This is a genomic window from Streptomyces griseobrunneus (genome assembly GCF_046713465.1).
GTDB lineage: Bacteria > Actinomycetota > Actinomycetes > Streptomycetales > Streptomycetaceae > Streptomyces > Streptomyces microflavus.
Genome location: NZ_CP177080.1, coordinates 5,147,452 through 5,173,142, shown reverse-complemented (window position 1 = coordinate 5,173,142; position 25,691 = coordinate 5,147,452). Strand labels below are relative to the sequence as shown.

Sequence of the window (25,691 nt, the reverse complement as noted above, 5' to 3'; positions counted from 1 at the left end):
ACCGCCTACTGGAAGCTCAGCCGGTGCGGGTGGAGCGGATCGGCCGGGCAGGTGTGCACGCGCATCAGGCCGCGGCCGAGGTAGACACCGACCGGGTCGATCACGCGCGGGTCGTCCGCGGCATCCCGGTCCTCGAGGGGCAGCCAGCTGCGCGAGGCGCCGTCACACTCCCACTTGTCCACGGTGAGCAGGGGCGGCATCGCAGTCCCGCACATCCGGCAGTCGACCGGAGCGGGGTCGGTCAGGTGCCAGGAGGCGAATCCTCCGACCTTCCAGCCGGGGGCGATCGACAGGTCGCTCATGTAGTCGATCTCTTCGGGTTCCTCCGCGCGCGCCGCGGCCATCGCGGCCTCGTACTCCTCGTACGTCGCGTAACTCGCCGCCGAGGAGGGACCCTCCTCGTAGTCATCGTCGTCGTCCTCGTCGAGGAGCCCCTCCTCCCATGCGGAGACCTCCTCCTGAAGCCCTTCGTCCAGCAGGCCGAGATACTCGTGCTCCACCACCTGCTCCGGATGCACGACACACATCGTGGGGACGCACTCCTCACGGCCGGCGACCGGGGGTTCGGGCTGTGGCGTGAGCACGGTCCCGACATCGGCCGAGCGTCGCCACTTCAGTACGACGTCGATCGTGCGGTCGGGCCCATGGGCCTCGAACGGGCACCAGAAGACCTGGAGCAGGTCCTGGCCCTCAGGCCCCACCAGATCCGGGACGTCCCGCGTGGACAACTGCGCAACGGCCAGCATCGGCAGGGCGTCGTCGTCGCGGAGGTCCGGGACGTGGTCGGCCGTCTTCATGGCATCCAGCAGGCGCTGTTCGTCCTCGGTGAAGTCCCGCCCCCGTGCGTCGTCCTGGATCCGGCGGCGCGACCGCACGTCGGAGAGGAGGTGGCCGGTGCCCTTCGGGTGCACGGCTGTGCACACCGGCCACGGTTCGTCGGCCGGCCACAGCAGGGGGCCCGCCACCGAGCTGTCCTCCGCACCAGGCACCCCGTGCCGGGGGTGCAGACGTGTCGCTGTGCGCCGGTGGGCCGCGAGGGCGGGGAAAACCGCTTCGATGTCGACGGGACGCGGCGGGGTGGTGCGGGTCATGAAGAGCCTTCCCAGTGCGTTCGGTGACCCGCCGAATGGGCGTCGGCGGCGGTCAGCGTACGTCTTCGAGATCGCCGACCGCACTTCGCCGAGGCCGCTTAGGCTGAATCGGTCCCGGATCCGGCCGGGGCAACACGAGGGGAGGCGGCCATGGGGGAATGGGACGGCAGGACCGCGCTGGTGACGGGCGGCTCGCGTGGGATCGGGCGCGCGGTCACCCTGCGGCTCGCCGCCGACGGGGCACTGATCGCGGTCCACGGCCACCCGGATCGCGAACTCCGTCCAGATCGGCTACACCGTCAGCAAGGCGGCGCTGGCAGCCCTCGGCCCGTCGCTCGCCAACGAACTGGGCCACCGCGGCATCACCGTCAACACGGTCGAACCCGGAGTCGTGCTCATCGACATGATCGGCGACTACGCCACAGTTCCCGAGGCAGTGGCCGCGCTCAAGTCGATCACCGCACTCGGGCGGATGGGCGAGCCGGATGACATCGCGGACGTGGTCGGCTTCCTTGCGGGCCCACAGGGCCGCTGGGTGACCAGCCAGACCATCGACGTCTCCGGAGGCACCTACCTCGGACCGCTCGTACCGAAGTGATCCGCCCGGAAACTGATCCCCGCCACCGCTCGTCCTGAGAGGCAAGGCCAAGGGGACGGAAAGACATGGTGCGGCAGGCGGGCGGTGGTGTGATGGCGGCGGCGAAGGGGCGGGCCCCGGTCGGTGAGGGGCGGCGGGGGATGGTGGTTGCCGGGCTTGCCGTGATGGTGGCCGGGGTGATGGGGCTTCATCGGGCGATCCCCAACTCCCCTGGGCGGGTGGGGAGTCTGGTCGAGTCCTTTCTGCCGTGGGCCGGGGTCGTTGTCGTCCTGTTGTTCGTCGCCGCCCTCGTGCGGCGGTCCGGTGTCGGCCTGGTGGCTCTGCTGCTGCCCGTGGCTGTCTGGGTGCAGGCCTTTGGGGGGTTGCTCCTGCCCGGGGATGGAGTCCGCTCCGGTGCGCGGGAGTTGGTCGTCGTGCAGCACAACGTCAGTGACGAGAACCCCGATCCGGCCGGGACCGCCCGCGCGCTCGTCGCGGCCGGGGGCGACCTCATCGCGCTGGAGGAGGTGGTGGTGCCCGCGCTGGCCGTGTACGAGGACGTTCTCGGGGCCGACTATCCGCATCATGTCGTCCATGGCACCGTCGGGCTCTGGTCCAAGTACCCGATCACGGACGAGCGGTTGGTGGATATCCGGCCTCGTGCGTTCGAGGAGGGGTGGAGCCGCGGGCTGCGCGCCGTCGTGCGGACGCCGTACGGGGACGTCGCCGCGTACGTCGCCCACCTGCCCTCCGTACGGGTCGGAGCCGGCGGGCTCGCCTCCTCGCCGCGCGACGAGAGCGCGCGGATGCTGGGAGACGCCGTCCGAGGTGAGGAAGTCGGGGCCGTGATCCTCATGGGGGACCTCAACGGCACCGTCGACGATCGCGGACTGGAGCCACTGACCTCGCAGTTGAACGTTGCCGAGCGCGGCTTCGCCCTCAGCTTTCCTGCCGCCTTTCCGCTGGCCCGGATCGACCAGGTCCTGGCCCGTTCCGCGACCGTCGGCCACATCCGTACGCTGCACGCCACCGGCAGCGACCACCTTCCCGTCGCCGCCCGCGTCACCCTCGACCCGCTCCAGGCCTCAGGCCGGCTTGCCCCGTAGCGCGTCCGCCTTCGCCACCGCCACGAAGCGTTGGCGCCAGGTCATGTCGGGCGGGAAGTCGTACGTGTCCGTGTCGACCATCCAGCTCGCGTACGCCGTGGCCCGGCGGCAGTCCGCACACTCCGTCTCGTCGCCCAGCGGCCGGAAGACGTGGTCCTCCTCGGCCTCGCTCGTGCAGGTGATCAGGGCGCGGACCGGCGGGGGCGGCGGCTCCGGAGGCGCTACGGGGGCAAGCGCCACCGGGCACTTGTGGGTCAGGCGGTGACGCAGGAAGCCGACCGCCGAGCGCACCCCGCCCTTCGGAGGCTCGGCCAGGAGAGCGTGCCGTAGCTCCGGCTCCGTCAGGCCGCGCTCCAGCCACTTGGCCGCCTCCACGGCCAGGGCTCGCGCCTCGCCCACTCCCAGCAGCAGCTCGCGGCGGGTGTGGCGCAGGGAGAGCAACACCCTTTCGGCTCGGGTCAGTTGTGGGGAGGGGCGCGGTGGGGGCGGCGTCGCCTCTGCTCCCGCTTCTTGTGCGGGAGTTGGCCGATGCCCGGCTTCCGGTTCCGGATCCGGCTCCGGCTCCGCTTCGGAGGGTGGGTGGGGGGTGTTCTCATCAACGTGTTCTTCCTCCGGTACATAGCCACCGGCCGACGGAGGAGTCGGCTCACCGACCGTCGGAGACTGCGCACTCGGCGGCGCGGAGAGGCGCTCGGCCCGCGTCGGCCCCGCCGCCTCGGGCGACAGCCGGGCGCGTACCGCCCTCGCCTCGTCCCGCGTCAGCGGCGTATTGGTGAAGAGCTGTTCCGTCACCCAACGGCCGCCGTCGCCCTGGCCCCGCCACTCGTGGACGTAGCCGTGCTCGATCAGTTGCTTCTTGGCCTGCTGGTACGCGCGGCCCTTCATCTCAAGCTTCCGGGCCAGTTCGCCGAGCGGGCGGCCGGTGGCGGATTCGGGTAGGCCCTGGACGTACAGGAGCAGGATCTTGGCGTCGCTGTTCATCCGCCGGTCGCGTACGACGGTGTGCGAGGCCTTGGTCCAGCCCGAAGAGGGCGCGATAACATGACGCAGCATTTCTAGTGGGTCCTGTCCACTGGGGGTGTAGGCCCTCGGCGGGTGTTCTAGCACCTCCGGGGGCCGCCCTATGCGCACGGGTGCGCACATAGGGTGATGGCTTCGTCACCGTATCCCGATCGACCCATCGACCTCCACGCGAACATACGTTCAGACTGTCCTCCCTCTCCCTGCCGCGATCCGACCCGACCCGGCCCGGCCCCGCTGGCGGTTGCGGTCGCGGTTGCCGCTGCGTCACCCCTTAGGGCCGGCCGACTACCAGCGGGATGGGATGGCCGTCTACGCCGACGCCTGGTTGAGCCGAGCCGGGGCGATCCGGACACAGAGGCACGGTCAGCCGGTGGGCGGGCAGATGACCAGGAGACAGCTCTGGACCACGACGTCATCGATGACCGGGCCCGCGTAGCCGGGCGTGGTACTGGCGAAGGTCAGCGTCGCGGACGTGTGGAGGAGCGTGGTGAAGACCGCGGTCTGCTGCACGTAACCCATGTCGCGGAGCCCGCGGCCCGTGCCGTCGAAGCTGAAGGTCCGCACGACCGCGCCGTTGACCCTGAACTCCCCCTTCTTCACAGCCGGCGGCTGCGCGACGTTGCCCGCCAGTTTGAATCGGACGATGTACGAGGTCAGCGGCAGGGTGGCGACCGTCTGCGAGACGCTGCCCGGCGCGTTGCCGCTCAGGTCGACGGACTGGTGGCCGCCGGCAGCGTCCCAGAGCCGGTCGGAGACCAGGTCGACACTGTCGCCACCGACCGTCCAGGGGGCGAGTGTCTGCCCGGCGGTGTGGACGGTGAACAGAGTCGGGGGCGGGACGACCGGGTTCTCGAAACCGCCGGACAGCAGACCGGTGGGGAACGTCTTCGCGGCCGCGTCGTCCGCACCCGGCGCCGCCGCCGAAGCCGAAGCCGAGGCCGAGGCCGAAGCCGAAGCCGGGGCACTGGCAGTGGCCGAGGCAGTGGCTGTGGCTGTGGCGCAGAGCAGGAGAGCTGCGGCTGGCAGAGTGGCTACCGACGACGCGGAGGGTATGGGCAGGCGCGGTGTACGCATCAGGGCCTTCCGGTTCGTACGACGCCTCGCGGCGGGGCCCTGTGCGAGAACCCTCTCGGAGTGTGCGGTCCGGGCCGAACGCCGCCAAGAGGACCCTGCGGTCCTTGGCCCCGCACCGCAGGGGCAGGAGCCGATGCCCGGCGGGTACCGGGGCGCGTGAGCGGTGGCGTACGCCTCTGGAAGCCCACCGCTTCGAGCTGCAGCGATGCCGCACCTTCATCCCGTTGCAGCGCTCCTGGCCGGAGGGAGCTCACGCCGGGGCGCGAAAAGTGTGAGTGCGCTTCAACCCTGTCGGCACGCGACAGCCGGTGAAACGGTGAAGAACGGGCAGGAGGACCTGTCGTGAGTACTTCAGCGATATCAACGGGAACGCCGATCTACGACCTCCTTGTCCAGGAGCGTGGGGACGTCCGGGCCGAGGCCCGCACCGCCGCCCGGGAGACCCAGGACACGGCACGGCGGGTGCTGGACTGGAGCAGTCTGCGCATCGCCGCTGCCCAGCGGGAGGAGCGTGCGTTCTCCGCGTTCGGCCGCTTCGGTGACGAAGGGCAGGTACGGGCCCTCCCCCCTGCCTAGCGCCGCCGACGGGCCGCATGCGGTGGGGGCCGCTCCACGTCGGAACGGCCCCCACTGAATGGCTCCGATCAGCTGTAGATGCCGAACTCGTGCAGCGAGTAGCCCCAGCCCGTGCCGCGGGCGGTGAGCTGGAGCCGCACGTGGCGGGCCGTCTCGGTCAGGGCGATGGTGTCGATGTCACCGTTGCCGGTCGTCGTGGTGTGGACGGTGCGCCAGGCGTTGCCGTCGTCCGAGACCTGGACCTCGTACGACTTGGCGTAGGCCGGGTCCCACACCAGCTGCAGGGTGCGGAGGGGCGTCCGCGCACCGAGGTCGACCGCTATCCACTGCGGGTCGCTCCAGTCGCTGGCCCAGCGGGTGTCGGTCCGCCCGTCCGTGGCGCGCTCCGGCGGGCAGGGGCAGTCGCCGTACGAGGCCTGCGAGCTGGAGGCCGTGGTGCGCTTGCCGAGCGCCACGTTGGTGCCGTTCACCGGCGGGGCGACGACCTTGACCGACTCCGTCTCGATGCCCGCGTTGCCCTTCCCGTCCTCGGACTGGATGTAGACCTTCCACACGCCGAGCTTCTCGGGAGCGGTGACCGCGAACGTTCCGTTGCCCGTGGACCTGAACTGCGCCGGCACGAGCGCCTTGTCGCCGGTGGCGTAGTTGCCGCTGAGGAATATCTTGTTGGTGACCGGGTCGCCTTCGGGGTCGCGGATGTCCGCCCGTACGGTGAACTCCCCGCCCGCCGGGGCCGATCCGGCCGGTGTCACCGTCATGTTGCTGATGACCGGCGGCAGGTTGTCACCGGCGTTGGAGCCCGTGAACGCCTTCTTCACCGAGTAGTACGACAGCCGCTTCAGACCGTCGGGGATCAGGTTGAACCACACCCCGCCGAAGTCGTGCTCCAGGCCGTAGTGGAACAGGGTCGCGCCCAGGGCCACGCCCTGGTGGCCCGTTGTGCAGTCCCAGGCCTTGGTGTAGCCGTCGCGCTTCTGCACGTCGGTCGGCTCGTCGGGTACGCCGTTGGCGTCGTCGGGCACCTCCCACTCACCCGCCGGGCCGGTCTCGGTGATGATGTAGGGCTTGGTGTAGCCGCCCTCCACCCAGTCCTGCCGGACGCCGCAGATGTCGCCGTACGCGTTCATCGAGTACAGGTCGAGGTCGGGGGCGTTGCGCTTGTAGTACGGCCAGGCGCCCGTCCACGCGTCGGTGGAGGTCACCGGGTGGTCGGCGTCGATGGAGTGGATCTTCTTGGCCGCGTCGTTGACGAAGGTCGTGTACGCGTTGCGCTGGGCCTCCAGCTCCGTACCGCTGTAGCAGTTCTGGAGGCCGAGGACGGACTCGTTGCCGACGTTCCACATGAGGGTCGCCGGGTGGTTCTTGTAGGTCTCGACCCACTTGGCGATCTCGGTGAGCATGGTCGTCTTGTACGCGGTGTCGGTGACGTAGTTGGCGCAGCCGCCGCTGCCGGGGCCGCCGCCGGGCTGGAGCCAGAAGCCGTTCATGACGCGCAGGCCGTTCGCGGCGGCCGCGTCGAGGAGCGGCTTGGTGCTCGCGTCGGTGCCCCAGGTGCGGACGGTGTTGACGCCCATCGACTTGAGGTCGGGCATGTATCTCGGGGCGTCCGCCATGGACGGGCCCCAGGTCAGGCCCTTGACGGTGTACGGCTGTCCGCCGACGGTGAGCTGCCACGCGCCCTGGCCGCCGGTGACCTTGACGGCGCCGCCGGCCGGCGGCGGGGTGTCGCCCTGGGTGCCGTAGACCTGGAACTCCCAGAGGGAGTAGCCGTAGCCGCCGGGGCGGGCGGTGCCGAGCATCCGGACATAGCGGCCGGAGCCGGTGAGAGCGAGGTCGTCGGTGCCGCCGTCGCCGTCGGTGACCTTCCTCAGGGTGGTCCAGTCGGTGCCGTTGTCGCTGGCCTGGATCTCGTACGCCCTGCCGTAGGCGCCCTCCCAGGTCAGCACGGCCCGGCTCAGGTCGGACTTCTTGCCGAGGTCGATCCGGATCCACTGCGGGTCGGACCACTGGCTGGCCCAGCGGGTACCGGTGAGGTTGCCGTCGACGGCCTGTGCGGCGGAGAGGCCGTCGCCCTCCTGCGAGGAGGCGGTGGCGGTCTTGCCCTGGGAGATCAGGGGGTCGGCGGCCCGTGCCTCGGTGGGCGCGGTGATGACGGTGAGGGAGGAGGCGAGCAGGGCGGCGAGGGTCAGGGTGAGCGCGGGTCTGCGCAGGGAAGGCATGGCGGCTCCTGAGGAGGGGGGGCGGATGACGGGGTGAGGGGCGCGGACGGCCGCCGTCGGGGAGGACGGCGGCCGTCCGTGGGAGGTGGAGGAGGCCCGGTGGGTGAGCCGGTGTACGGGAGTGCCGCGGGGAGCTGCCCCGGGCCGGGGTCAGGCCCGGCCCGGGGAGTCGTCCCCCGCCCTGCGGGCCACCGCAGGGCGTTCCACCGCGGGGGACGGATCAGGGGAAGGAGACCAGAGTGGACGGCACGGTCGAGGTGCCGGCCGGGACCGTGGAGGCTCCGGTGCTGTTGATGACGTGGTTGTAGTGGCCCATTCCGCCGAGCGACACCACGAGCAGGCTGTGGAACTTCACGCCCGGTTTCACCGGGGCTTTGAAGCCGTGGTCCTGGCGGATGGTCGGATCGACGTTGTAGTTGCAGTAACTGCCCATCCCCCAGCCCTCGTGGACATTGACCGAGTCGTCGACCCGGTAGGCCGCGTAGCCCTTGGTGTCGCCGTTCTGGATGGCGGCCTGGTTGGGTGCGTCGTACGCCTTCTCGTTCTGGTAGAAGATCGTGCGGCCGCGCTCGCCGTACCACTCGACGTCGTACTTGTTGAAGTGCTCCACGAAGAGCCCGGTGGCGAGCACGTCGTCGCCGTACACCCGGACCCCGTAGTCGGCGCGGTTGGTCTCCCAGCCGACGCCTTCACCGTGGTCGGCCCGCCACACCCAGGTGTGGTCGATGATCACGTCGTCGCTGTGGACGGCGATGGAGGTGGTGGCCTTGCCGGCGCCCGCGCCGCCGATCCGGACGTAGACGTCCTGGACGGTGGTGGGGTTGGCGGCGTGGTCCGCGGAGGAGTTCTGCGGGCCGACCTCCAGCAGGGTCGGGGAGTTGACCGTCCCGGCGTCGATCAGGAAACCGGCGAGCTTGACGCCGTCGACGTCGGCGACCTTCATGGCGGTGACACCGCCGTCGGGGATGATCGTCGCGAGACCGAGGCCGAGGACGACCGTGTTGGCGCGGTTGACGTTGATGGTCCGGTCGACGTGGTAAATGCCGGGCGTGAAGAGCAGGTTGAGGCCCTGGGCCAGCGCCTGGTTGATGGTGGCCGCGGTCGCGCCGGCCTTGACGACGTAGAACTGGTTCAGGTCGATCGAGGTGCCCTGCGGGGTGCCGTTCCAGGAGACGCCCCGGGCGTTGGTGCGCTTGGCGGGGACGAAGACCTTGTACGTGTTGCCGTCGAGGTAGAGGAACGGCTTCTCGCGGGAGATCGGGGTGGTCTGGAGCGTGGTGTAGCGGGGCTCGGGGAACGAGGTGGCGGGTGCGCCCTCGACGCCCGAGAACGTCTGGTTCCAGACGGAGTTGGACCAGCCGCCGATCGTGCTCTCGCGGGTGTACCACTGCTGCTGCGAGTAGTTGCCGACCTGGCCGTCGATCTTGGAGTCGGCGATGTAGCCGCCGCTGGCCCAGCCGTAGCCGTTCGGGGCCAGGTTGAGGCCGCCCTTGACGTGCATGCGGCGGAAGGAGGCGGCCTGGGAGACGGCCCAGCGGTTGGTGCCGCTGACCGGGTTCAGCGCCAGGTTCTCGGCCGAACGCCAGAAGTTCTGCGTCGCGTTGCCGTTGAACCAGCCGGCGTCGACGGTCACATCACCGTTGATGGTGGTGTCGTCGGGCTTGAGGCCGAGGCCGGAGATCGAGGTGTAGAAGCCGATCTCGGCGTTGAGGTTGTTGTAGGTGCCGGGCTTGAAGAGGAACTGGTGCCGCCCGTTGCCGAAGTGCGACGCCTCCTGCTGGTCGAAGACCTGGTCGAGCTTGGCCTGGATGTTGGGTGTGGAGGGGTCGAAGATGTGCACGTTCGGACCGAGGTCGCCGCCGCCGGGCAGCTGCGGGCCGCCGGTGCCGCCGGACTCGCCGTAGACCTTGAACTCCCAGAGCGAGAAGCCGTATCCGGTGCCACGGGCGGTGCCGTAGACGCGGACGTAGCGGGCTTCACCGCTGACGTTCAGGGTGTCCGTGCCGCCGTCGCCGTTGGTGGTCTGGTAGGCGGTCGACCAGTCGGAGCCGTTGGTCGAAAGCTCGACGCGGTAGCCCTTGCCGTAGGCCGTCTCCCAGTCCAGGACCACCTGGCTGAGCTGCGTGGTCGCACCGAGGTCGACGCGGATCCACTGCGGGTCGGAAGCGGCGCTGGACCAACGGGTGGTGGCGTTCCCGTCGACGGCCGCGGTGGCCGGGGTGCCGTAGTTCTCCTCGCTGGACGCGGTGACCGGCTTGCCCTGGGAGAGCAGTACGGGTGCGGCCTCGGCCTTCGTGGCGGGGACGAAGGCGAGAAGGGTGGCGGCCAGAGCGGTGACCATCGCCGCGACTACGCCGCGGGTCACTGGTCTTGGGGTACGGCGGCCGGGGCCGCGTGGCACAAGGGCCGCTGGGGATATGCCGACTGCGGGCATGCGGGGGCTCCTCGAGATAAGACTGAGTGGGAGAGCGCTCTCCCGGAACCTTGCCCGTCGCGCCGGTCACGGTCAAGAATCCTGACGTCACTTTTCTTTCGTCTTGTATTAAGTCGCTCCCCCTGTGCAGGAGCTGATGTCGGGTCAGACCGCTGCGCGGGCAGCACCGCCCTCGTCGGCCCGGCCCGGTGGCCCGGGCAGGCGATCCGACCGTAAATCCGCGTGCTGCGGTCGGCCGGGCCGCGCTATGGTCACCCGCATGAACGTCACCGGCCTCAGCACCACCGCGACCGCGCGAGCGACCAGCTCGCCGGTTGCCGCCGCCTGACGTTCCCTCCCCCCGGCGACCGGAAACGGTCCGTCGGCAGTGCCGTGGAGCCCCTGGCTCCGGCCGGGCGACCGAACGGTCCCGTTCTCCGGTGTGCCTCCCCCGCTGTGACGCGAAGGAGCCATCCCATGCATACGGAACAGCTGATCAGCACGTTCGTCGAGTACTACGAAGAGCGCGGCCACCGCCGGATCACCGGCTCGACCCTGCTGCCGCCCGACGGCGACTCCGTACTCTTCACCAGCTCCGGGATGCACCCGCTCACTCCGCACCTGGAGGGCCGCCCCCATCCGCTGGGCAAGCGGCTCGTGAACGTACAGCGCTGTCTGCGCACCACGGACCTGGACGAGGTCGGGGACGCCACCCACCTGACCGTCTTCGAAATGCTCGGCACGTGGTCGCTGGGCGACTACGAGGGCCCCCTCAGCCTCGACTGGGGGTACGGGCTGCTCACCGAGGGCCTGGGCATCGATCCCGGCCTGCTGCACGCCACCGCCTTTGCCGGGGACAGCCGGACAGGGCCGGACACCGCTTCCGTCGAGCTGTGGCAGGGCCTCGGCGTCCCCGTCGAACTCACCGTGGACGACAACTGGTGGTCCAACGGACCTGTCGGACCCTGCGGCCCCGACTCGGAGATCTTCCTGTGGAGCGGTGAGGGCCCGCCGCGGTCGACACCCACCGGCGACGACCGCTGGGTGGAGGTGTGGAACCACGTGACGATGACCCATCGCCGGCTCGGCGACGGCTCCCTCGTCCCTCTTCCCCAGCGCAATGTAGACACCGGGCTCGGCCTGGAGCGGCTGGCCTCACTGCTCCAGGGCAGGTCGTCCGTCTTCGCCTGCGACGTCTTCGACCCCTGGCGCCGCCACCTACCGGTCCTGTGGCCGCTGGACGAACCCTCGCTGCGTCTGGTCTGCGACCACCTGCGCTCGGCCGTCGTGGTGCTCGGCGACGGCGTACGCCCGGCCAGCACGGGGCGCGGCTATGTGCTGCGGCGCCTGGTACGACGGGTACTCACCGTGCTCTGGCGGGACGACCCCTCGCGCAGCATCGAAGACCTGCCGGAAGAGCTGGTCCGGCACACCCTTGACCACTTCCGGCAGGACGCCCGCCCGGGCGACGTGCTCCGGATGCTCCGCGAGGAGGAGCACCGGTTCAGCCGGCTCCTGGAGCGCGGCCGGCAGGTACTCGCCCGGCCCCGGTTCCAAGGCCCGCTGACCGAGGACGACTTCGACCATCTCCACGACACCCACGGGCTGCCGCGCGACCTGATCACGAGCCTGCGCCGGCACGAGGACCGAGGTACTCGTGCCGGCGGTCGCCCTCAGCGGTAGTCGTCCGGGGGGTCCTGCATCCATGCGTTGATGCCGTCGCGGGTGGCGACGATCTCGGAGAAGTGCTTCTCCAGGCTGGGCGTCGACCGGTCCTCGCCCAACGTGTCGAACAGGACCTTCAGGTCGGCGAGCGGCTTCTTGAAGTGGCCGGGGCCCTTGCCGTCCGCCCGCATCGACTCGTCCAGCTCCGTGAGCTCCTGGGTGACCCGGCCGAGGAAGTAGGCGCAGTCCCCCCGCCCCCGGCGTGCAGGTCTCGCCGAGGGTCGCGAAGGCGTCGCGTACGGCTGCGGGCTCCGGTTCGGCGGGGGCGGTGGGCTCCTCCGTCGCCTCCGCGGCCGCCCGTTCGGCCTGGTCGGCGTTGTCCGCCGGGTCGGCCGACGGCGACACCGTGGCGGACGGCGCGGAAGGGGCGGCGCCGAGGCCACCACCGGTCCGGCCCTGAGAGCAGGAGACCAGCGCGGCGGCCGCCAGTACGGCAACTGCCCTGGTGCGGAGGCCCGTTGCGGCAGCCGATCTGCGGATGCGGTTCCGGACGGTCGTACGTACAGCCATGAGGCCCCCTCGTGTGATGGGTCCGGACCTTACTGTCGCAAGGCCGGGCACTCAGGCCCCGGCCCCGTCCCCCGCCGCGCCCGCCTCGGACTCCGCCGCCGTCACCTCCGCCAGGAACGCCGCCATCTCCCCGTACACCGCCGCCGGATCGTCCAGGTGCGCATCGTGTCCGGCGTCCGGGACCACGGCGATCCTGGTCGCCCCGTGACGCTCGGCCATGCGGTCCGCCTCCTGCTGCTTCAGCAGCCCCTTGCCGGCCCGGAGCACCAGCACCGGGCAGCGCACCTCGCCCCACGCGTCCCAGTAGTCGCGGTGGGCGTTCTCCTGGACCGTGGCGACCATGACGTCCCGGTCGACGCGCGGGTGCAGGCCACCGGGGCCGGGGACCAGACCGGCCGCCCAGGCGAGGCCCGCCGCTCCCCCGCCGAAGAACGCGGTCGCCGCCCCGGCGCCGGGGAACGGGACCGGCCAGGAGTCCAGCCAGGCGCCGATGGCCCCCGGCAGCGACGGGCTGGGGCCGTCGGGGTCCGCCTCGATCAGGACCAGGGCGCGGACGAGCTCCGGGTGGGCCGCCGCGGTGAGCAGCGCGGTGACTCCGCCCATGGACTGGCCCACCAGGGTCAGCTGCCCGGCGTCGAGCCCGAACCTGTCGGCGACCGCCAGCACGTCCCGTACATGGGCCGCGCGGGAGACGTCCCTGGGGCGTCGCGTACTCGCGCCGCCGCCCCGGGCGTCGAAGGCGACCACCCGGTGCGTGGCGGTGAACCGGGCCGCCAGCACGTCCCATTCGCCGCAGTGACCGGCCAGGCCGTGCAGCAGGAGCAGCGGTGGGCCGTCGCCGCCGCTGTCGGTGCAGAACAGGCGGACGGGCCGGTCGTCGCGCTCGCCCGGCCACCTCGATCGTCGTCGAGTGGGCTCGGCGGGGGTTACGGCGTCGCCCGGTGGGCCAAGAAGCGTCCGCTCGGCGGGGTCGCTCCCGCCGCCGCCGGGTACCTCGCCGCGTACGAGTGGAACCGCCAGGCCGGCCCGCGTGCGTCCACCGCGCTGACCCTCGCGTACGTCGCCGCCTTCGCCGGGTCGCACCCGCTCGCCAAGAAGGTCGGCGCCTGGCCCGCCGTCTTCGCCGTCGCGGGTGGCGTGGCCGCCGCGTCCTGGGCCGTCACCCGCCGTGTCCAGTAGTCCTCCTGCTCGTTCGCGGTGGCCTGTGCGGCAGCGATCGCCCAGGCCGTGAAGTGGCTGCCAGCACACGGTTGCGGAGCGCGAACGGCCTCATGCCGGCGGGCAGGGGCTGCGGTCAAGAACGACCGGCTTACGCCCGTCCGGCCCGCCGAACGGCTGGCGTTCATTCTCCACGCGGTCCGGAGAACCTGGGAATCGCCGAAATACCGAACTCCGCGAGTCGAACTCCGCGATATACGGCACACGAACGTTCACTTACTGGCCATCTCCGGAGAATGCGGCAGGCAGGCAACGCCACCATGGCCAGGTTGCCCTACGGAAAGAATCCCAAACCCTCCTGCGTGCAGGCATGTTGATGCAAGAACCTTTTAAAACTCCATTCCCGGATTCGCCGGGCATCTCAGCATGCGAATGTTTGACAGGCGCATATCAGCCACCTAGTGTTCCGGACCGTTCGGCGTCGGAAGATTCGACTCCGGAGCGTCCGATGTGACCTGGGGGGAGATGGCATCGCGCCCCAGGTGTGGTATTGCGGCGTACCAGCTCGCCGTTCCATCCGCAATTGGGGGTCGTCGTGATGTCTGCCCGAAATGTGTTACTGCTGCCGCAGACCAACCAGTTACGCGCGCTGCACACCGTCATACGCGACAAGAACGCGTCGGGGAGGGACTTCGAGGTCTACTCCCGAAGAATTATCCGGCTGCTGCTCGAGGCGGGGCTCGACCTGCTCCCCTTCGAGAAGTGCGAGGTCACCACACCGGTGGGCGAGACCTACCACGGCCTCGGGTTCACTCCTCGCGTCACCGGGGTTTCGGTGGTCCGTGCCGGAGAGAGCATGGAGGCCGAGCTGCGCGACATGGTTCCCGGAATCCGCATCGGAAAGATCCTGATCCAGCGGGACAAACGGACGAAGCAGCCCGAGCTGTTCTACAAACACCTCCCCAGTGACATCGGCGCGGGCCATGTCCTGCTGATGGAACCCATGCTGGCCACCGGGGGGTCGGCGCTCGCCGCCCTGGATGTGCTGCGCGAGGCCGGAGTCCCGGACGGGAACGTCGTTCTGATCAACTTCCTGGCCTCTCCCGCAGGACTGGAGCGCGTCGGCCTCGCCGCTCCGGACGTGAAGATCGTGACCTCCTCGATCGAGGACGGAATGAACGAGAACGCGTTCATGGTCCCCGGGATCGGCGACTTCGGAGACAGGTTCTTCGGCACGGTCCCAGCGGGCACCTCATGAAGCAGCGTCTCGGATTCGACTCCGCACTCACCGTCCTGGCCCCGGTCGTATGGGGCAGCACCTATCTGGTGACCACCGAGTTCCTTCCGCCGGACCGCCCGCTCCTCGCCGCCGCGGTACGCGCCCTGCCGGGTGGGCTGATCCTCACCCTGGCGGGGAGGAAGCTCCCGCAGGGCCACTGGTGGTGGCGGATCCTGGCGCTGGGAGCCCTGAACATCGGCGTCTTCTTCTACCTGCTCTTCGTCGCCGCGTACCACCTGCCGGGAGGTGTCGCCGCTCTGGTCGGCTCCATCCAGCCGGTCTTCGTGCTTCTGCTGTCCGCGCTGCTGTTGCGCACGGCGATCCGCGGCTGGCAGGTCGGCGCATGCGCGCTCGGAACGGCCGGCGTGGGCATGCTGGTCCTGGGACCGGAGGCGGGACTTGACGCGATCGGGGTGGCCGCCGGTCTCGGCGGCGCGCTGTGCATGGCGTCGGGCATCGTCCTGACCAAGCGCTGGGGCCGCCCGCCGGGAGTCGGGCTGCTCACCTTCACCGGATGGCAACTCGCCGTGGGCGGTCTGCTGATCGCCCCGGTGGCCCTGGTGGGTGAGGGACTTCCCGCACGTCTGACCTGGCCGAACCTCGCGGGATTCGCCTACCTCAGCCTCATCGGTGCTCTGCTCGCCTACGCCGTGTGGTTCCGCGGTATCGAACGGCTCCCCGCCCTGACCGTGTCGCTTCTCGGCTTCGCCAGCCCGCTCGCCGCCACCATCCTCGGATACCTCTTCCTGCAACAGGGTCTGACGCTCGCGCAGGGCGCAGGCGCGATCGCTGTGGTGGCTGCGGTCCTGCTCGCTCAGCGGTCGACAGCTCGGGAGTCCCGGCCGGTCCGCGAGCCCGGACTGCCACCGCCGGTCACCGAGCAGGGCTCGGACAGCCCCGCGGCCGCGGGGCCCGCCCACCCGGCGCCACCCTCTTCCCAGGCCGGAACCCGTCCGGCTGCCCGTTCCCCCCGGCAGACCACAGACAGGGAGCAGCCGTGACGCGCCCGATCCTGCTAGACCTCGACGGAACCCTGGTCGACACCCCGAACGCCATCGTCGAGACCTTCGCCGAGACCCTCACCTCGCTGGGTGTCCCCGGCATCTCTGCCGAGGAGATCCGGGGCACCATCGGGCTGCCACTGGAGAAGGCGTTCGCCCAGCTCATCGGGGCCTCCGCCCCCGCTGCCACGGTCGAGGCGGCCGTACTGCGCTACCAGCGGCTGTACCGCGAGCAGATCGTGCCGCGGGCGCAGTCCCTGCTGTACCCCGGAGTGGCCGACGGCCTGGCCGAGCTGTGCGACGCGGGCCTGGTCCTCGCGATCGCCACCAGCAAGCACACCGCGAGTGCCGAGGTACTGCTGACTGCGGCAGGGATCCGTGGCCACTTCGCCATGGTCGTCGGCGCGGACGCCGTGACGGAGCCGAAGCCCGCTGCGGAGACAGGCCTGCTCATCGCCGCCGAGCTCGGCCATCCCGCCGACCGCGCCATCATGGTCGGTGACACCACGCACGACATCTACATGGCACACAACGCCGGCATGCGGAGCGTGGCCGTCACCTACGGCATCCACTCGCCCGCCCAGCTGGCGGCGGCGAAGCCCACCTGGACCGTGCAGACCTTCCCCGCCGCCGTCGAGCAGATCCTCAACGCCGCATAGACCGCGCGCGGATCCCCGGCGCCGCTGAACCGCGCGCGTCCGGTGCCCGCTTCCGTCTCCGGGCCGGGGGCATCAGTTCCCCCGGCCCGACGATCCGGCCTGCCCTGTCCCGGCGCAACGGACCGCGCCCTGCCGCCGCACGGCAGGCGGCAGGGCATGTCTCAGCCCATGAGTTCGCCTCGCACGATCAGCACCAGCCGGCACCGGCACACCCGGCCGACGCGGCCGGAACCATCGCAGATCACACTTCCCGGGGGATCTTCAGAAATGAGCACAAGAACGTCGGCACCCGAAATACTCCAGCGGCACGCGTCGCTGCCGGGCCTGCTGCGCCGCCAGGCGCGTGAGCGGCGCGACGACGTCGCCGTGGTCTCGGCCGAAGGCCGCCTCAGCTTCGGAGAGCTCAACGCCGCCGCCGAACGGGTGGGCTCCCACCTGGTCGGCATCGGGGTCTCGCCCGACACCTGTGTCGGGCTCCTCGTGGAGCCCTCCGCCGACCTGGTGACGAGCGTGTGGGGCATCCTCGCGGCCGGCGCCGCCTATCTCCCGCTCTCGCCCGACTATCCGGATTCGCGGCTGCGTTACATGGCCGCCGACGCGGGTGTCCAGGTGGTCCTCACCCAGTCCCACCTACGCGACCGCCTCCGGGGCCTGGTTCCCGAGGGGACCGTGGTGGTCACCGTCGAGGAGGCCACGGCCCCGGGCGGCGGACATCCGCTGCCCGAGGCACGGGAGCGCCACCTGGCGTACGTCATCCACACCTCGGGCAGCACGGGCAGCCCCAAGGGCGTGATGATCGAACACCGCAGCATCGTCGCGCAGTTACGGTGGCTGGAGCGCTGCGGATACCTCGGCCCGGAAGTGTCCGTCCTGCAGAAGACGCCGATCAGCTTCGACGCGGCGCAGTGGGAGGTCCTCGCCTGCGCGGCCGGCGCTCGTATTGTCATGAGCCCGCCAGGTTCGTTCCGTGATCCCCTGAGCATCATCGCCGTGATCCGCGAACACGGCGTCAGCGCCCTCCAGGGAGTGCCCACACTGCTGCGGGCCCTCGTCGACACCGGTGAACTCGACACCTGCTCCACACTCACACGGATCTTCTCGGGCGGTGAGGCGCTGACCCGCTCCCTCGGCCAGGATCTGTTCCGCACCCTGCCGGGCATCTCACTGGTCAACCTCTACGGCCCGACCGAGGCCACCATCAACGCGACCTCCCACCGAATAGACCCGGACGCCCTCGACGACGCGAGCCCCCACCTGCTGCCCATCGGCAGACCGGCGGACGACGTCACCTGCCACATCCTGGACCAGGACCTCCGCCCTGTGCCCGTCGGACGGAGCGGGGAGCTGTTCATCGGCGGGGTCCAGGTGGCCCGCGGCTACATCGGGCGGCCCGAGGTGACGCGGGAGCGCTTCATCGTCCCGCCGTCCGATCCCACCCGGCGCCTGTACCGGACCGGCGACCTGGCACGGTGGAACGCCGACGGCACGATCCAGTACGAGGGCCGCACCGACAACCAGGTCAAACTGCGCGGCTACCGGGTCGAGCTGGAAGAGGTCGCTTCGCGCGTCGAGGAGCACACCTGGGTGCGCAAGGCCGCCGCAGTGGTCACCGACAACCCCAGAACCGGCTCACAGGTCCTCGTCGCCGCGGTCGAACTCAACGAGCGTACGGCGGCGGTGATGGACCAGGGCCGCACCGACGCCGGGCATCACCAGTCGAAGTCCTCCAAACTCCAGGTCAAGGCGCAGCTCGCCAACCCCGGGCTGCGGGAGCCGGCCGAGCTCATCGGGCGACCGGCCGTCCGCCTCCCGGGCCCGGGGGCGTCGGCGGAGCAGCGGCAGGCAGCTTTCGCACGCAAGTCCTACCGGTTCTACGAGGGCGGACGGGCGACTGCGGAAGGTCTGCGCGCACTGCTCGCCCCGCGCCCGGTCCAGGCCGCGCCCCCACGCGAGGTCACCGCGCTCACGACCGGGGAACTCGGATGGTTACTGGCGTGGTTGGGGCCGCACCGCAGCCCCGACAGGCTGCTGCCGAAGTACGCCTACGCCTCACCGGGAGCCCTCTACGCCACCCAGCTCTACCTGGAGATCGACGGCGTCGCCGGGCTCTCCGGCATCTATTACCACCACCCGGTCGACCACACCCTGGTCCGCGTCGGCGACCACCCCCACGAGGGCAACGCCCCCGGTCTGAGGCTCCACTTCCTCGGGAAGCGGCGGGCGATCGAGCCGGTCTACAAGAACAACATCGTCGAGGTACTGGAGTTCGAGGCCGGGCACATGCTCGGCGTACTGGAAGAGGTACTGCCCCGCCTCGGCCTGGCGGTACTCCCGGCCGGCTTCACCCCCGCCGCGAAGTCACGGCTCGACGTGGCGGAGGAGGACCACTACCTCGGCACCTTCGCGGTGGTCCCCCACCAGGACGGGACCCGCCCGGAGGAGGTGGAGCTGTTCGTCCAGGCGCACGGTGACCGGGTCGACGGGCTGCCCGGCGGGCTGTACCGGTACCAGGAGGGCTCGTTGGAACCGCTGGGCGAGCAGGTGGTGGACCGGCGCCACGTCATCGCGATCAACCAGGGCGTGTTCGACCGGGCCTCCTTCGGCGTGAGCGCCGTGTCGCGGGCGAGTGACGCGTGGCGGCACTACATCGTCCTCGGGACCCTGCTGCACCGCCTCCAGCGTGTTCCGGGCATGGGGCTCATGTCATCGGGGTACTCCTCGCGGTCCGGCCACCCGCTGCCGGCCTCGCTGCGCCTGGACGATCTGCTGACCCGCGCAGGCGTACCCGCCGCCCCGGCCTCGTACTTCTTCGTGGGCGGACAGGTCTCCGCCGAACAGGCCGAGCACGAGGGGATGAACGAGGACGCCGTGCACACCAAGGGGCCCGCGGAGATGATCCGCGACGACGCCGCACAGTTCCTCCCCGACTACATGGTCCCCGCGCGCGTGGTCGTGGTGGACCGGCTGCCGGTCACGGCCAACGGCAAGACCGACCTCAAGGCCACCGCTCACCTGCCCGAGGTGAGCGCCGTGGGCACCGCCGCCCCGCACGTCGAGCCGACCACACCGACCGAGCGGTGGCTGGCCGCGGAGTGGGGCCGGCTGCTGGGCTACGAAGAGGTCTCCACCCAGGACGAGTTCTTCTCCTCGGGCGGCAACTCCCTGCACTCGGTGGCGCTGGTGAACCGGGTGAACAGGAGGTTCGGGACGCGACTCCCCCTGCAGACGGTCTTCGACACACCGATGCTGGCCGATCTGGCGGCGTGCATCGACGGCGGTGCCCGTGGGGCAGCCTCCCGACTGGTGCGGCTCAACGCCGAAGGCCCGGACACCCAGGTCTTCGCCTGGCCCGGCCTCGGCGGCTACCCCATGAACCTGCGCGCGCTGGCGCTGGGCTTCGGCGGTGAGCTGTCGGTGACCGGGGTCCAGGCGTACGGCGTCAACCCCGGCGAGTCACCCCACGCCACCATCCGGCGGATGGCGGAGGCGGACATCGCCGAGATACGCCGGACCCAGCCCACGGGGCCGTACACGCTCTGGGGCTACTCATTCGGCGCCCGGGTCGCCTTCGAGGCCGCCTGGCAGCTGGAGCAGGCGGGCGAGAAGGTGGAGAACCTGCTGCTGATCTGCCCGGGGAACCCGCACGTCCGGACGGAGGCCGGCCGACGGTGGGGCCGCGAGGCGTCGTTCGCCAACCCGGTCTACGTCACCATCCTCCACTCCGTGTTCGCGGGGACAGTCCACGGGCCCGCAGTGGACGCCTGCCTCCGCGAGACCGCCGACGAGGATTCCTTCGTGGCCTTCGTGCACCGGCGGATGCCCGCGCTCGACGAGGGGACGATCCGCCGCATCACCAAGGTGGTCGCAGCGACCTACGAGTTCGAGTACACCTTCCGCGAACTGCGCGAGCGCCGTATCGAAGCCCCGGTGACGATATTCAAGGCGCGGGGTGACGACTACTCGTTCCTGGAGAACAGCTCCGGCTACTCGGCAGAACCGCCACGGGTGATCTGCCTGGCGGGCGACCACTACGACGTGCTGAAGGAGAACGGTGTCGGGGAACTGACCGCCCGCATACGCGGCCTGGACGCCTTCCTGTAGCCCGGACTCCGCCATCGGGCCGCTCACCGGCCCGGAACACCACTCCCCCGTACCGCTGTTCCTCAGCCGTGGGGAGTGACCACAACCGAAAGGGACCCACCGCGTGCCACACGTACACATCCAGCACTTCACCCGCACGTTCACCGAGGCCGAGAAGGCCGACCTGGTCGACGCCCTGACCGAAGCCGTCACCCGGGTCTTCGGCACCGGGCCGGACGCCGTGTCCATAGCCGTGGAACCTGTCGAGCCGTCCGAGTGGACCGAGCGGGTCTACCGGCCGCAGATCGAGGCACATTCCCACCTGCTGTGGAAGCGCCCCGGCTACGACCAGCCCGCCACGACCGAAGGAAGCCGATGACCACCGCCACCTCCCCGATCCCGGTCGTCCACACCGAAGAGGTCCGCGAGGCCCTGCACGAGGGCCGCCCGGTCGTCGCGCTGGAATCCAACGTCATCACGCACGGTCTGGCCTACCCGGACAACGCGGAGACCGCCCACAAGGTGGAGGCCGCCGTGCGCAAGGGCGGCGCCGTTCCCGCCACGATCTGCCTGGACGGCGGTGCGATAAGGGTCGGCATGACCGACAGCGACATCGAACGCTTCGCCTCCGAGCCGGGCATCCCGAAGGTCTCCAGCCGTGACCTGCCGGTCGTCCTGGCCCGGGGAGGGCGGGGCGCCACCACCGTCGCCTCCTCCCTGGTCGCGGCCGAGCTCGCCGGGATCCCGTTCTTCGCCTCGGCCGGCCTCGGCGGGGTCCACCGGGGTGCGCAGACCACGATGGACGTCTCCTCGGACCTGATCCAGCTGACACGGTCCAAGGTGGCGGTCGTCTGCGCGGGCGCCAAGATGATCCTCGACCTGAAGCTGACCATGGAGTACCTGGAGACCCAGTGCGTCCCGGTGATCTCCACCGGCTCCGACGACTTCCCGGCCTTCTACTGCGCCTCCAGCGGGGTGCGCTCCCCGCACCGCGTGGACGACGACGACCTGCTGGCCCGGATCGTCGCCACCCACTGGGCGGCCGGCCACCCCGGCTCGGTGGTCATCACCACACCCCCGCGCCCCGAGGACGCGGTGGACTCCGCCGAGGCGGAGCAGGCGATCACAGAGGCGCTCGCCCAGGCGGAACAGGACGGGGTCAGCGGCCAGGGACTCACCAAGTACCTGATGCGTGCCGTCGACCGGGCGACCGGAGGCCGGACGGCCCAGGCCAACATGGCCGTCCTCATCTCCACCGCCGAGACCGGGGGCAGACTGGCCGCCGCCTACGCCCGTCACCTGGGCACCGGTTCATGACGGGGGGCGGCGCGTTGAACACCCGCCGCCCCGGCCCCGTACTACCGGGCAACTCCCCCGTGTAAGCCGGGTGCGTATCCGTACGACAGGACGGGTACGCACCCGGAACCCACGGCTCCGCAAAAAGCCCCGGCCCCGTGGGGCGCCTCAGCCCCCCAGCGCCCGCGACACCGTATGGATCGCCAGGCCCGCCAGCGCGCCCACCACCGTGCCGTTGATGCGGATGAACTGCAGGTCACGGCCGATGTGCGCCTCGATCTTCTTCGACGTCTGGTCCGCGTCCCAGCCCGCCACCGTCTCGCTGATCAGCGAGGTGATCTCGGCCCGGTAGGTCGTGACCACGTACACCGCCGCGTCCTCCAGCCAGCCGTCCAGCTTGCCCTGGAGGCGCTCGTCGCTCGCCAGCTTCGCGCCCAGCGACATCAGCGACGCGCGGGCCCGCAGCCGCAGTTCGCTGCGCTCGTCCTCGGCCGCCGCGAGAATCATCGTACGGACGGAGGACCATGCCGACGCGATGACGTCCTGCACCTCACCGCGGCCCAGGATCTCCGACTTCAGCCGCTCCACCCGGGCCCGGGTGTCGGAGTCGCTCTGCAGGTCGGCCGCGAAGTCGGTGAGGAACGTGTCGATGGAGCCGCGCGCCGGGTGGCCCGGCATGTCCCGCATCTCCGTGACGAACCGCAGCAGTTCCTTGTAGACCCGCTCGCCCACCCGCTTGTCCACGAAGCGCGGGGTCCAGCCCGGCGCCCCGCCCTGCACCGCGTCCATCACCGAGTCGCCGTGCTCCACCAGCCAGTCGTGCGCCCGTACGCAGACGAGGTCGACGACCTTGCGGTGGCCGCCGTCCTCCACGACCCGCTCCAGCATCTTGCCGAGCCCGGGGCCGACCTCCGCCGCGTTCGCCCGCCGGGTGATGGCCTCGCCGACGACCGCCTGGACGTCGGAGTCACGCAGCACCGTCAGCGCGCCGCGCAGCGCCGTCGCCAACTCGGCGGTGACCCGGTCGGCGTGGGCCGGCTCAGAAAGCCACGCGCCGACCCTGCGGCCGACCCCCAGAGCGTGAATTCGGTCACGAATGACGTCTCCGGAGAGAAAGTTTTCGCCTACGAAGGAACCGAGGGACTGTCCTAGCTGATCCTTCTTGGTGGGAATGATGGCGGTGTGGGGGATGGGCAGGCCGAGCGGGCGCCGGAAGAGCGCGGTGACGGCGAACCAGTCCGCCAGAGCGCCCACCATCCCCGCCTCGGCAGCCGCCGCGACGTAGCCCGGCCAGCCCTTCACACCTGAGTGCTCAGCCCAGGTGGCCAGGACATAGACCAGTGCGACGAGCAGAAGGAGGCCGGTCGCCGTGAGCTTCATGCGCCGTACGCCGCGCTGTTTCTCCTCGTCGGCGGCGGTGTACGCGAACGAGGCCAGCGGGCCCAGCCCGGACGACCTGGACCCCCTCGCGGAACCGGCACCCCTCCCGGGCCCGAGCCCGGCGCCGCCCGCCGTGCCCGGTCCGAGCTCCTTACGGGCGTCGGTCCGCGTTCCGGACCCGGTTCCTCCGGAGTTCGGCTCATCCCCTGGCTGCTGCACCGCGTCCTGCTCTCCGGAACCGGTCCGTTCCATCCGCTCCACCCGTTCCACCCGTTCCCGCCGATCCAGCCGTCCGCGGACCCCTCGCCCCCGCGAGGTACGCATTGTCCCTACTTCCCCTACTCCCGGGCCGCACGCCGAGTTCCCCGCGGCCTGCCGCATCATGGGACCAGCACGATCATCACAAGGAGAACCACCGCACATGCCCAGGCGCCAGGGGTACGCCCTGCTCATCGCCCTACTGGCGGGCACCGCCCTACTCGCCGTCGCCGCCGTGCTCGGCACGACGCTGTTCACCGGCCCCCGGGCGGCCCCGCTGCCGCCGGCCGAGACGCACGCGGCGGCCCGCAACCCCGTCGCCCCCGCCAACACCGGCGGGAACTGGGTCGCCACCTGGACCACCGCACCCGTCGGCGCGGAGCCGGGCACCGGCAACGGTCTTCCCGGCAGCACCATCCGTAACGTCGTGCACACCAGCGTCGGCGGGGACGCAGCCCGGATCACGCTCTCCAACCTCTACGGGACCGTCCCGCTCCTCGTCGACCGGGCCACGGTCAACACCCGGCCGGTGACCTTCGACGGCGCCACCTCCGTCACCGTCGCGGCCGGCGGGCGGGTCGTCAGCGACCCGGTCGTCGTGCCTGTCGCACCCGACTCCGACCTCCAGGTCGCCTTCCGCACCCCGCGCGCGGGCGGCCCCGTGACCTACCACCCGAACACCCACCAGACGTCCTACCTGGCCGACGGGAACGCCACCTGGTCCACCACCAAGTGGCGCCACCTGACCGCCGTGGACGTCCGCAACGAGGCCGTACCCGGCACCGTCGTCGTCATCGGGGACTCGCTCACCGCGGGCAGCGGCTCCACCGACGACGCCAACACCCGCTGGACCGACGTCCTCGCGGACCGCCTCGGCGGCCGGTACGGGGTCGCCAACGCGGGCATCGCGGGCAACCGGCTCCTCACCCGGGGCTCGGCGGGCGAGGCCGGCACCGCCCGGTTCGAGCGGGACGCGCTCTCGGTCACCGGGGCCCGCACCGTGATCGTGGCCCTCGGCATCAACGACGTGCAGCAGGCCCCGCAGGAGCCCGACGCCGGACGCATCGTGGCCGGCCTGCGCACCCTCGCCGAGCAGGCGCGGGCCCGCGGACTGACGGTCGTCGGCGCGACCCTGACCCCGTTCGAGGGCTTCCCCACCTGGACGCCCGAGCGCAACGCCGTACGCCTCGCGGTCAACGAGCAGATCCGGTCGGGCACCGTCTTCGACGCGTACGTCGACTTCGACGAGGCGGTACGTGACCCCTACGCGCCGAACAGGGTCCGGGCGGCGTACGACTCCGGCGACCACCTGCACTTCAACGACGCCGGGTACCGGGCGCTCGGCGAGCGGGTGGACCTGACGTCCGTGGAGCGGGCCCGCACACCGAAGTCCGACGAGCTGTGAGGAGCCGTGAGATGACGTAGGCGCCGTGCGGTGACGTCGGGCCAGGGCTCTCAGCCCAGCTCCTTGCGGCCGCCGCCCCCCGGTCCCGTGTCCGGGCCCTCCAGCCGCTGCCGCGCGCGGACCGCCCGCTCGATCTCCGCGGCCTCCTCCGCCTCCTTCAGACGGCGGCGCTCCGCCTTCGTCCGCTTGCGCTCCACGCCGACGCCGCCCATCAGGGCGAGGCCAGTGATGCGTACACGCGGGGCCTCCGGAACGGTCTCGCCGTCCTCGTTCGGGCCTTCGCCGAAACCGCCCATGATGCCGACGCCCCGGACGTCCACGTTCAGCTCCGGCGGGGCCGTCACATGGATGCCGCCCATGATCGCGATGCAGCGGATGACGACCTCGCGGTCCTCGAAGTCCGCCTCGCGCAGGTCGATCTCACCGCCGCCCCACATCGCGAACGCGGTGAACTTCCGGCCCACCGTCCAGCGGCCCTTCCGGTTGAAGCCGCCCCAGAGGGCGAACCCGCCGTTGGAGGTGGCGGTGGAGCCGATCCGGGCGGGCCAGTTCGCGGCGGAACCCCGCAGCGGGGCGGGCGCGGAGGAGCCCACCGGGGCCACCGCCGTGCCGGGCGCCGGAAGGTCCTGGACGAGCGGCTCCAACTCCCCGTGCGTACGGGCCGTGTAGGCCGTTTCGAGGCGCTGCTCGAACTCGTCCATCTCCAGCCGGCCCTCGGCCACGGCCTCCCTCAGCAACTCGGCGATCCGCTCACGCTCAGCATCGGAGGCACGCATTTCCGGACGGTCACTTGTCATACCGCGCAGCCTATTGAACACAGCCGTTCCGGCACAGACATGCAGACCCGGGCCTCGCGCGCGT

General features: G+C 70.9%; 20 protein-coding genes and 1 pseudogene. 12 read left to right on the top strand and 9 right to left on the bottom strand.

Annotated features, from left to right (window positions below; all coding sequences use genetic code 11):
- Window positions 1-5: 5 nt before the first annotated feature.
- Window positions 6-1,091 carry a hypothetical protein gene (locus ACK8N7_RS23550; RefSeq protein ID WP_500444052.1) on the bottom strand — a complete coding sequence of 362 codons (1,086 nt, stop codon included), beginning with the start codon at window positions 1,089-1,091 and terminating at the stop codon, window positions 6-8.
- Between the two features lie 268 nt (window positions 1,092-1,359).
- Here ACK8N7_RS23550 and ACK8N7_RS23545 point away from each other — a divergent pair, with 268 nt between their 5' ends.
- Together ACK8N7_RS23545 and ACK8N7_RS23540 are read left to right on the top strand one after the other, a co-directional pair.
- The gene (locus ACK8N7_RS23545) at window positions 1,360-1,689 is read left to right on the top strand and encodes an SDR family NAD(P)-dependent oxidoreductase (protein WP_500445829.1); all 330 of its coding nucleotides are present in this window, start codon (window positions 1,360-1,362) and stop codon (window positions 1,687-1,689) included.
- A gap of 92 nt (window positions 1,690-1,781) precedes the next feature.
- Window positions 1,782-2,774, top strand: a complete 993-nt coding sequence (locus ACK8N7_RS23540; RefSeq protein ID WP_500445827.1) for an endonuclease/exonuclease/phosphatase family protein — start codon at window positions 1,782-1,784, stop codon at window positions 2,772-2,774.
- Here the strand turns inward: ACK8N7_RS23540 and ACK8N7_RS23535 are convergent.
- Both ACK8N7_RS23535 and ACK8N7_RS23530 read right to left on the bottom strand, forming a co-directional pair.
- Window positions 2,754-3,827, bottom strand: a complete 1,074-nt coding sequence (locus ACK8N7_RS23535) for a hypothetical protein (protein ID WP_500444050.1) — start codon at window positions 3,825-3,827, stop codon at window positions 2,754-2,756. The two genes, ACK8N7_RS23540 and ACK8N7_RS23535, sit on opposite strands and share 21 nt — an antisense overlap.
- A gap of 333 nt (window positions 3,828-4,160) precedes the next feature.
- The gene (locus ACK8N7_RS23530) at window positions 4,161-4,871 is read right to left on the bottom strand and encodes a DUF642 domain-containing protein (protein WP_500444048.1); all 711 of its coding nucleotides are present in this window, start codon (window positions 4,869-4,871) and stop codon (window positions 4,161-4,163) included.
- Between the two features lie 342 nt (window positions 4,872-5,213).
- On the opposite strand from ACK8N7_RS23530, the gene ACK8N7_RS23525 reads away from it, so the two are divergent.
- Window positions 5,214-5,447, top strand: a complete 234-nt coding sequence (locus tag ACK8N7_RS23525) for a hypothetical protein (RefSeq protein ID WP_403213184.1) — start codon at window positions 5,214-5,216, stop codon at window positions 5,445-5,447.
- 68 nt (window positions 5,448-5,515) lie between these two features.
- Here the strand turns inward: ACK8N7_RS23525 and ACK8N7_RS23520 are convergent, their stop codons facing one another.
- Both ACK8N7_RS23520 and ACK8N7_RS23515 read right to left on the bottom strand, forming a co-directional pair.
- Window positions 5,516-7,666 carry a discoidin domain-containing protein gene (locus ACK8N7_RS23520; protein WP_500444046.1) on the bottom strand — a complete coding sequence of 717 codons (2,151 nt, stop codon included), beginning with the start codon at window positions 7,664-7,666 and terminating at the stop codon, window positions 5,516-5,518.
- Between the two features lie 220 nt (window positions 7,667-7,886).
- Window positions 7,887-10,100 carry a pectate lyase-like domain-containing protein gene (locus tag ACK8N7_RS23515; protein WP_403213188.1) on the bottom strand — a complete coding sequence of 738 codons (2,214 nt, stop codon included), beginning with the start codon at window positions 10,098-10,100 and terminating at the stop codon, window positions 7,887-7,889.
- A 456-nt stretch (window positions 10,101-10,556) separates the two neighbouring features.
- On the opposite strand from ACK8N7_RS23515, the gene ACK8N7_RS23510 reads away from it, so the two are divergent.
- Window positions 10,557-11,762: an alanine--tRNA ligase-related protein gene (locus tag ACK8N7_RS23510; protein WP_500444044.1), complete on the top strand. Its 1,206-nt coding sequence runs from the start codon at window positions 10,557-10,559 to the stop codon at window positions 11,760-11,762.
- Here ACK8N7_RS23510 and ACK8N7_RS23505 read toward each other — a convergent pair.
- A pseudogene (locus tag ACK8N7_RS23505) lies at window positions 11,753-12,314 on the bottom strand (hypothetical protein). The gene ACK8N7_RS23510 and the pseudogene ACK8N7_RS23505 sit on opposite strands and share 10 nt — an antisense overlap.
- A gap of 51 nt (window positions 12,315-12,365) precedes the next feature.
- A complete protein-coding gene (locus tag ACK8N7_RS23500) occupies window positions 12,366-13,175 on the bottom strand; it encodes an alpha/beta fold hydrolase (protein WP_403213414.1) in 810 nt (269 codons plus the stop codon).
- Between ACK8N7_RS23500 and ACK8N7_RS23495 the strand changes: the two genes are divergently transcribed.
- The 7 genes from ACK8N7_RS23495 to ACK8N7_RS23465 all read left to right on the top strand — a co-directional run bounded on the left by ACK8N7_RS23495 (window position 13,125) and on the right by ACK8N7_RS23465 (window position 21,808).
- Entirely contained in the window at window positions 13,125-13,493 is a 369-nt protein-coding gene (locus ACK8N7_RS23495; protein ID WP_403213416.1) for a hypothetical protein, read from the top strand. The genes ACK8N7_RS23500 and ACK8N7_RS23495 overlap by 51 nt on opposite strands.
- Before the next feature lie 592 nt (window positions 13,494-14,085).
- Window positions 14,086-14,730 (top strand): uracil phosphoribosyltransferase, encoded by a 645-nt coding sequence (gene upp, locus ACK8N7_RS23490; protein WP_403213418.1) that lies wholly within the window; start codon window positions 14,086-14,088, stop codon window positions 14,728-14,730.
- The gene (locus tag ACK8N7_RS23485) at window positions 14,727-15,752 is read left to right on the top strand and encodes a DMT family transporter (RefSeq protein WP_403213194.1); all 1,026 of its coding nucleotides are present in this window, start codon (window positions 14,727-14,729) and stop codon (window positions 15,750-15,752) included. Before upp ends, ACK8N7_RS23485 begins: the two co-directional genes overlap by 4 nt.
- Window positions 15,749-16,411, top strand: coding sequence for an HAD family hydrolase (locus ACK8N7_RS23480; protein ID WP_500444042.1), 663 nt, complete (start codon window positions 15,749-15,751; stop codon window positions 16,409-16,411). Before ACK8N7_RS23485 ends, ACK8N7_RS23480 begins: the two co-directional genes overlap by 4 nt.
- A gap of 267 nt (window positions 16,412-16,678) precedes the next feature.
- Window positions 16,679-20,512: an amino acid adenylation domain-containing protein gene (locus ACK8N7_RS23475; protein ID WP_500444040.1), complete on the top strand. Its 3,834-nt coding sequence runs from the start codon at window positions 16,679-16,681 to the stop codon at window positions 20,510-20,512.
- A gap of 103 nt (window positions 20,513-20,615) precedes the next feature.
- The gene (locus ACK8N7_RS23470) at window positions 20,616-20,870 is read left to right on the top strand and encodes a tautomerase family protein (RefSeq protein ID WP_500444038.1); all 255 of its coding nucleotides are present in this window, start codon (window positions 20,616-20,618) and stop codon (window positions 20,868-20,870) included.
- Window positions 20,867-21,808, top strand: a complete 942-nt coding sequence (locus ACK8N7_RS23465; protein WP_500444036.1) for a pseudouridine-5'-phosphate glycosidase — start codon at window positions 20,867-20,869, stop codon at window positions 21,806-21,808. The genes ACK8N7_RS23470 and ACK8N7_RS23465 overlap by 4 nt, the downstream gene beginning before the upstream one ends.
- Window positions 21,809-21,955: 147 nt before the next feature.
- Here ACK8N7_RS23465 and ACK8N7_RS23460 read toward each other — a convergent pair whose 3' ends face one another.
- On the bottom strand, window positions 21,956-23,491 hold the full coding sequence (locus ACK8N7_RS23460; protein ID WP_500444035.1) for a DUF445 domain-containing protein: 1,536 nt from the start codon (window positions 23,489-23,491) through the stop codon (window positions 21,956-21,958).
- 97 nt (window positions 23,492-23,588) lie between these two features.
- Here ACK8N7_RS23460 and ACK8N7_RS23455 point away from each other — a divergent pair, with 97 nt between their 5' ends.
- A complete protein-coding gene (locus ACK8N7_RS23455) occupies window positions 23,589-24,830 on the top strand; it encodes an SGNH/GDSL hydrolase family protein (protein WP_500444033.1) in 1,242 nt (413 codons plus the stop codon).
- Between the two features lie 50 nt (window positions 24,831-24,880).
- Here the strand turns inward: ACK8N7_RS23455 and ACK8N7_RS23450 are convergent, their stop codons facing one another.
- Entirely contained in the window at window positions 24,881-25,606 is a 726-nt protein-coding gene (locus tag ACK8N7_RS23450) for a DUF1707 SHOCT-like domain-containing protein (protein WP_403213420.1), read from the bottom strand.
- Window positions 25,607-25,691 lie beyond the last annotated feature (85 nt).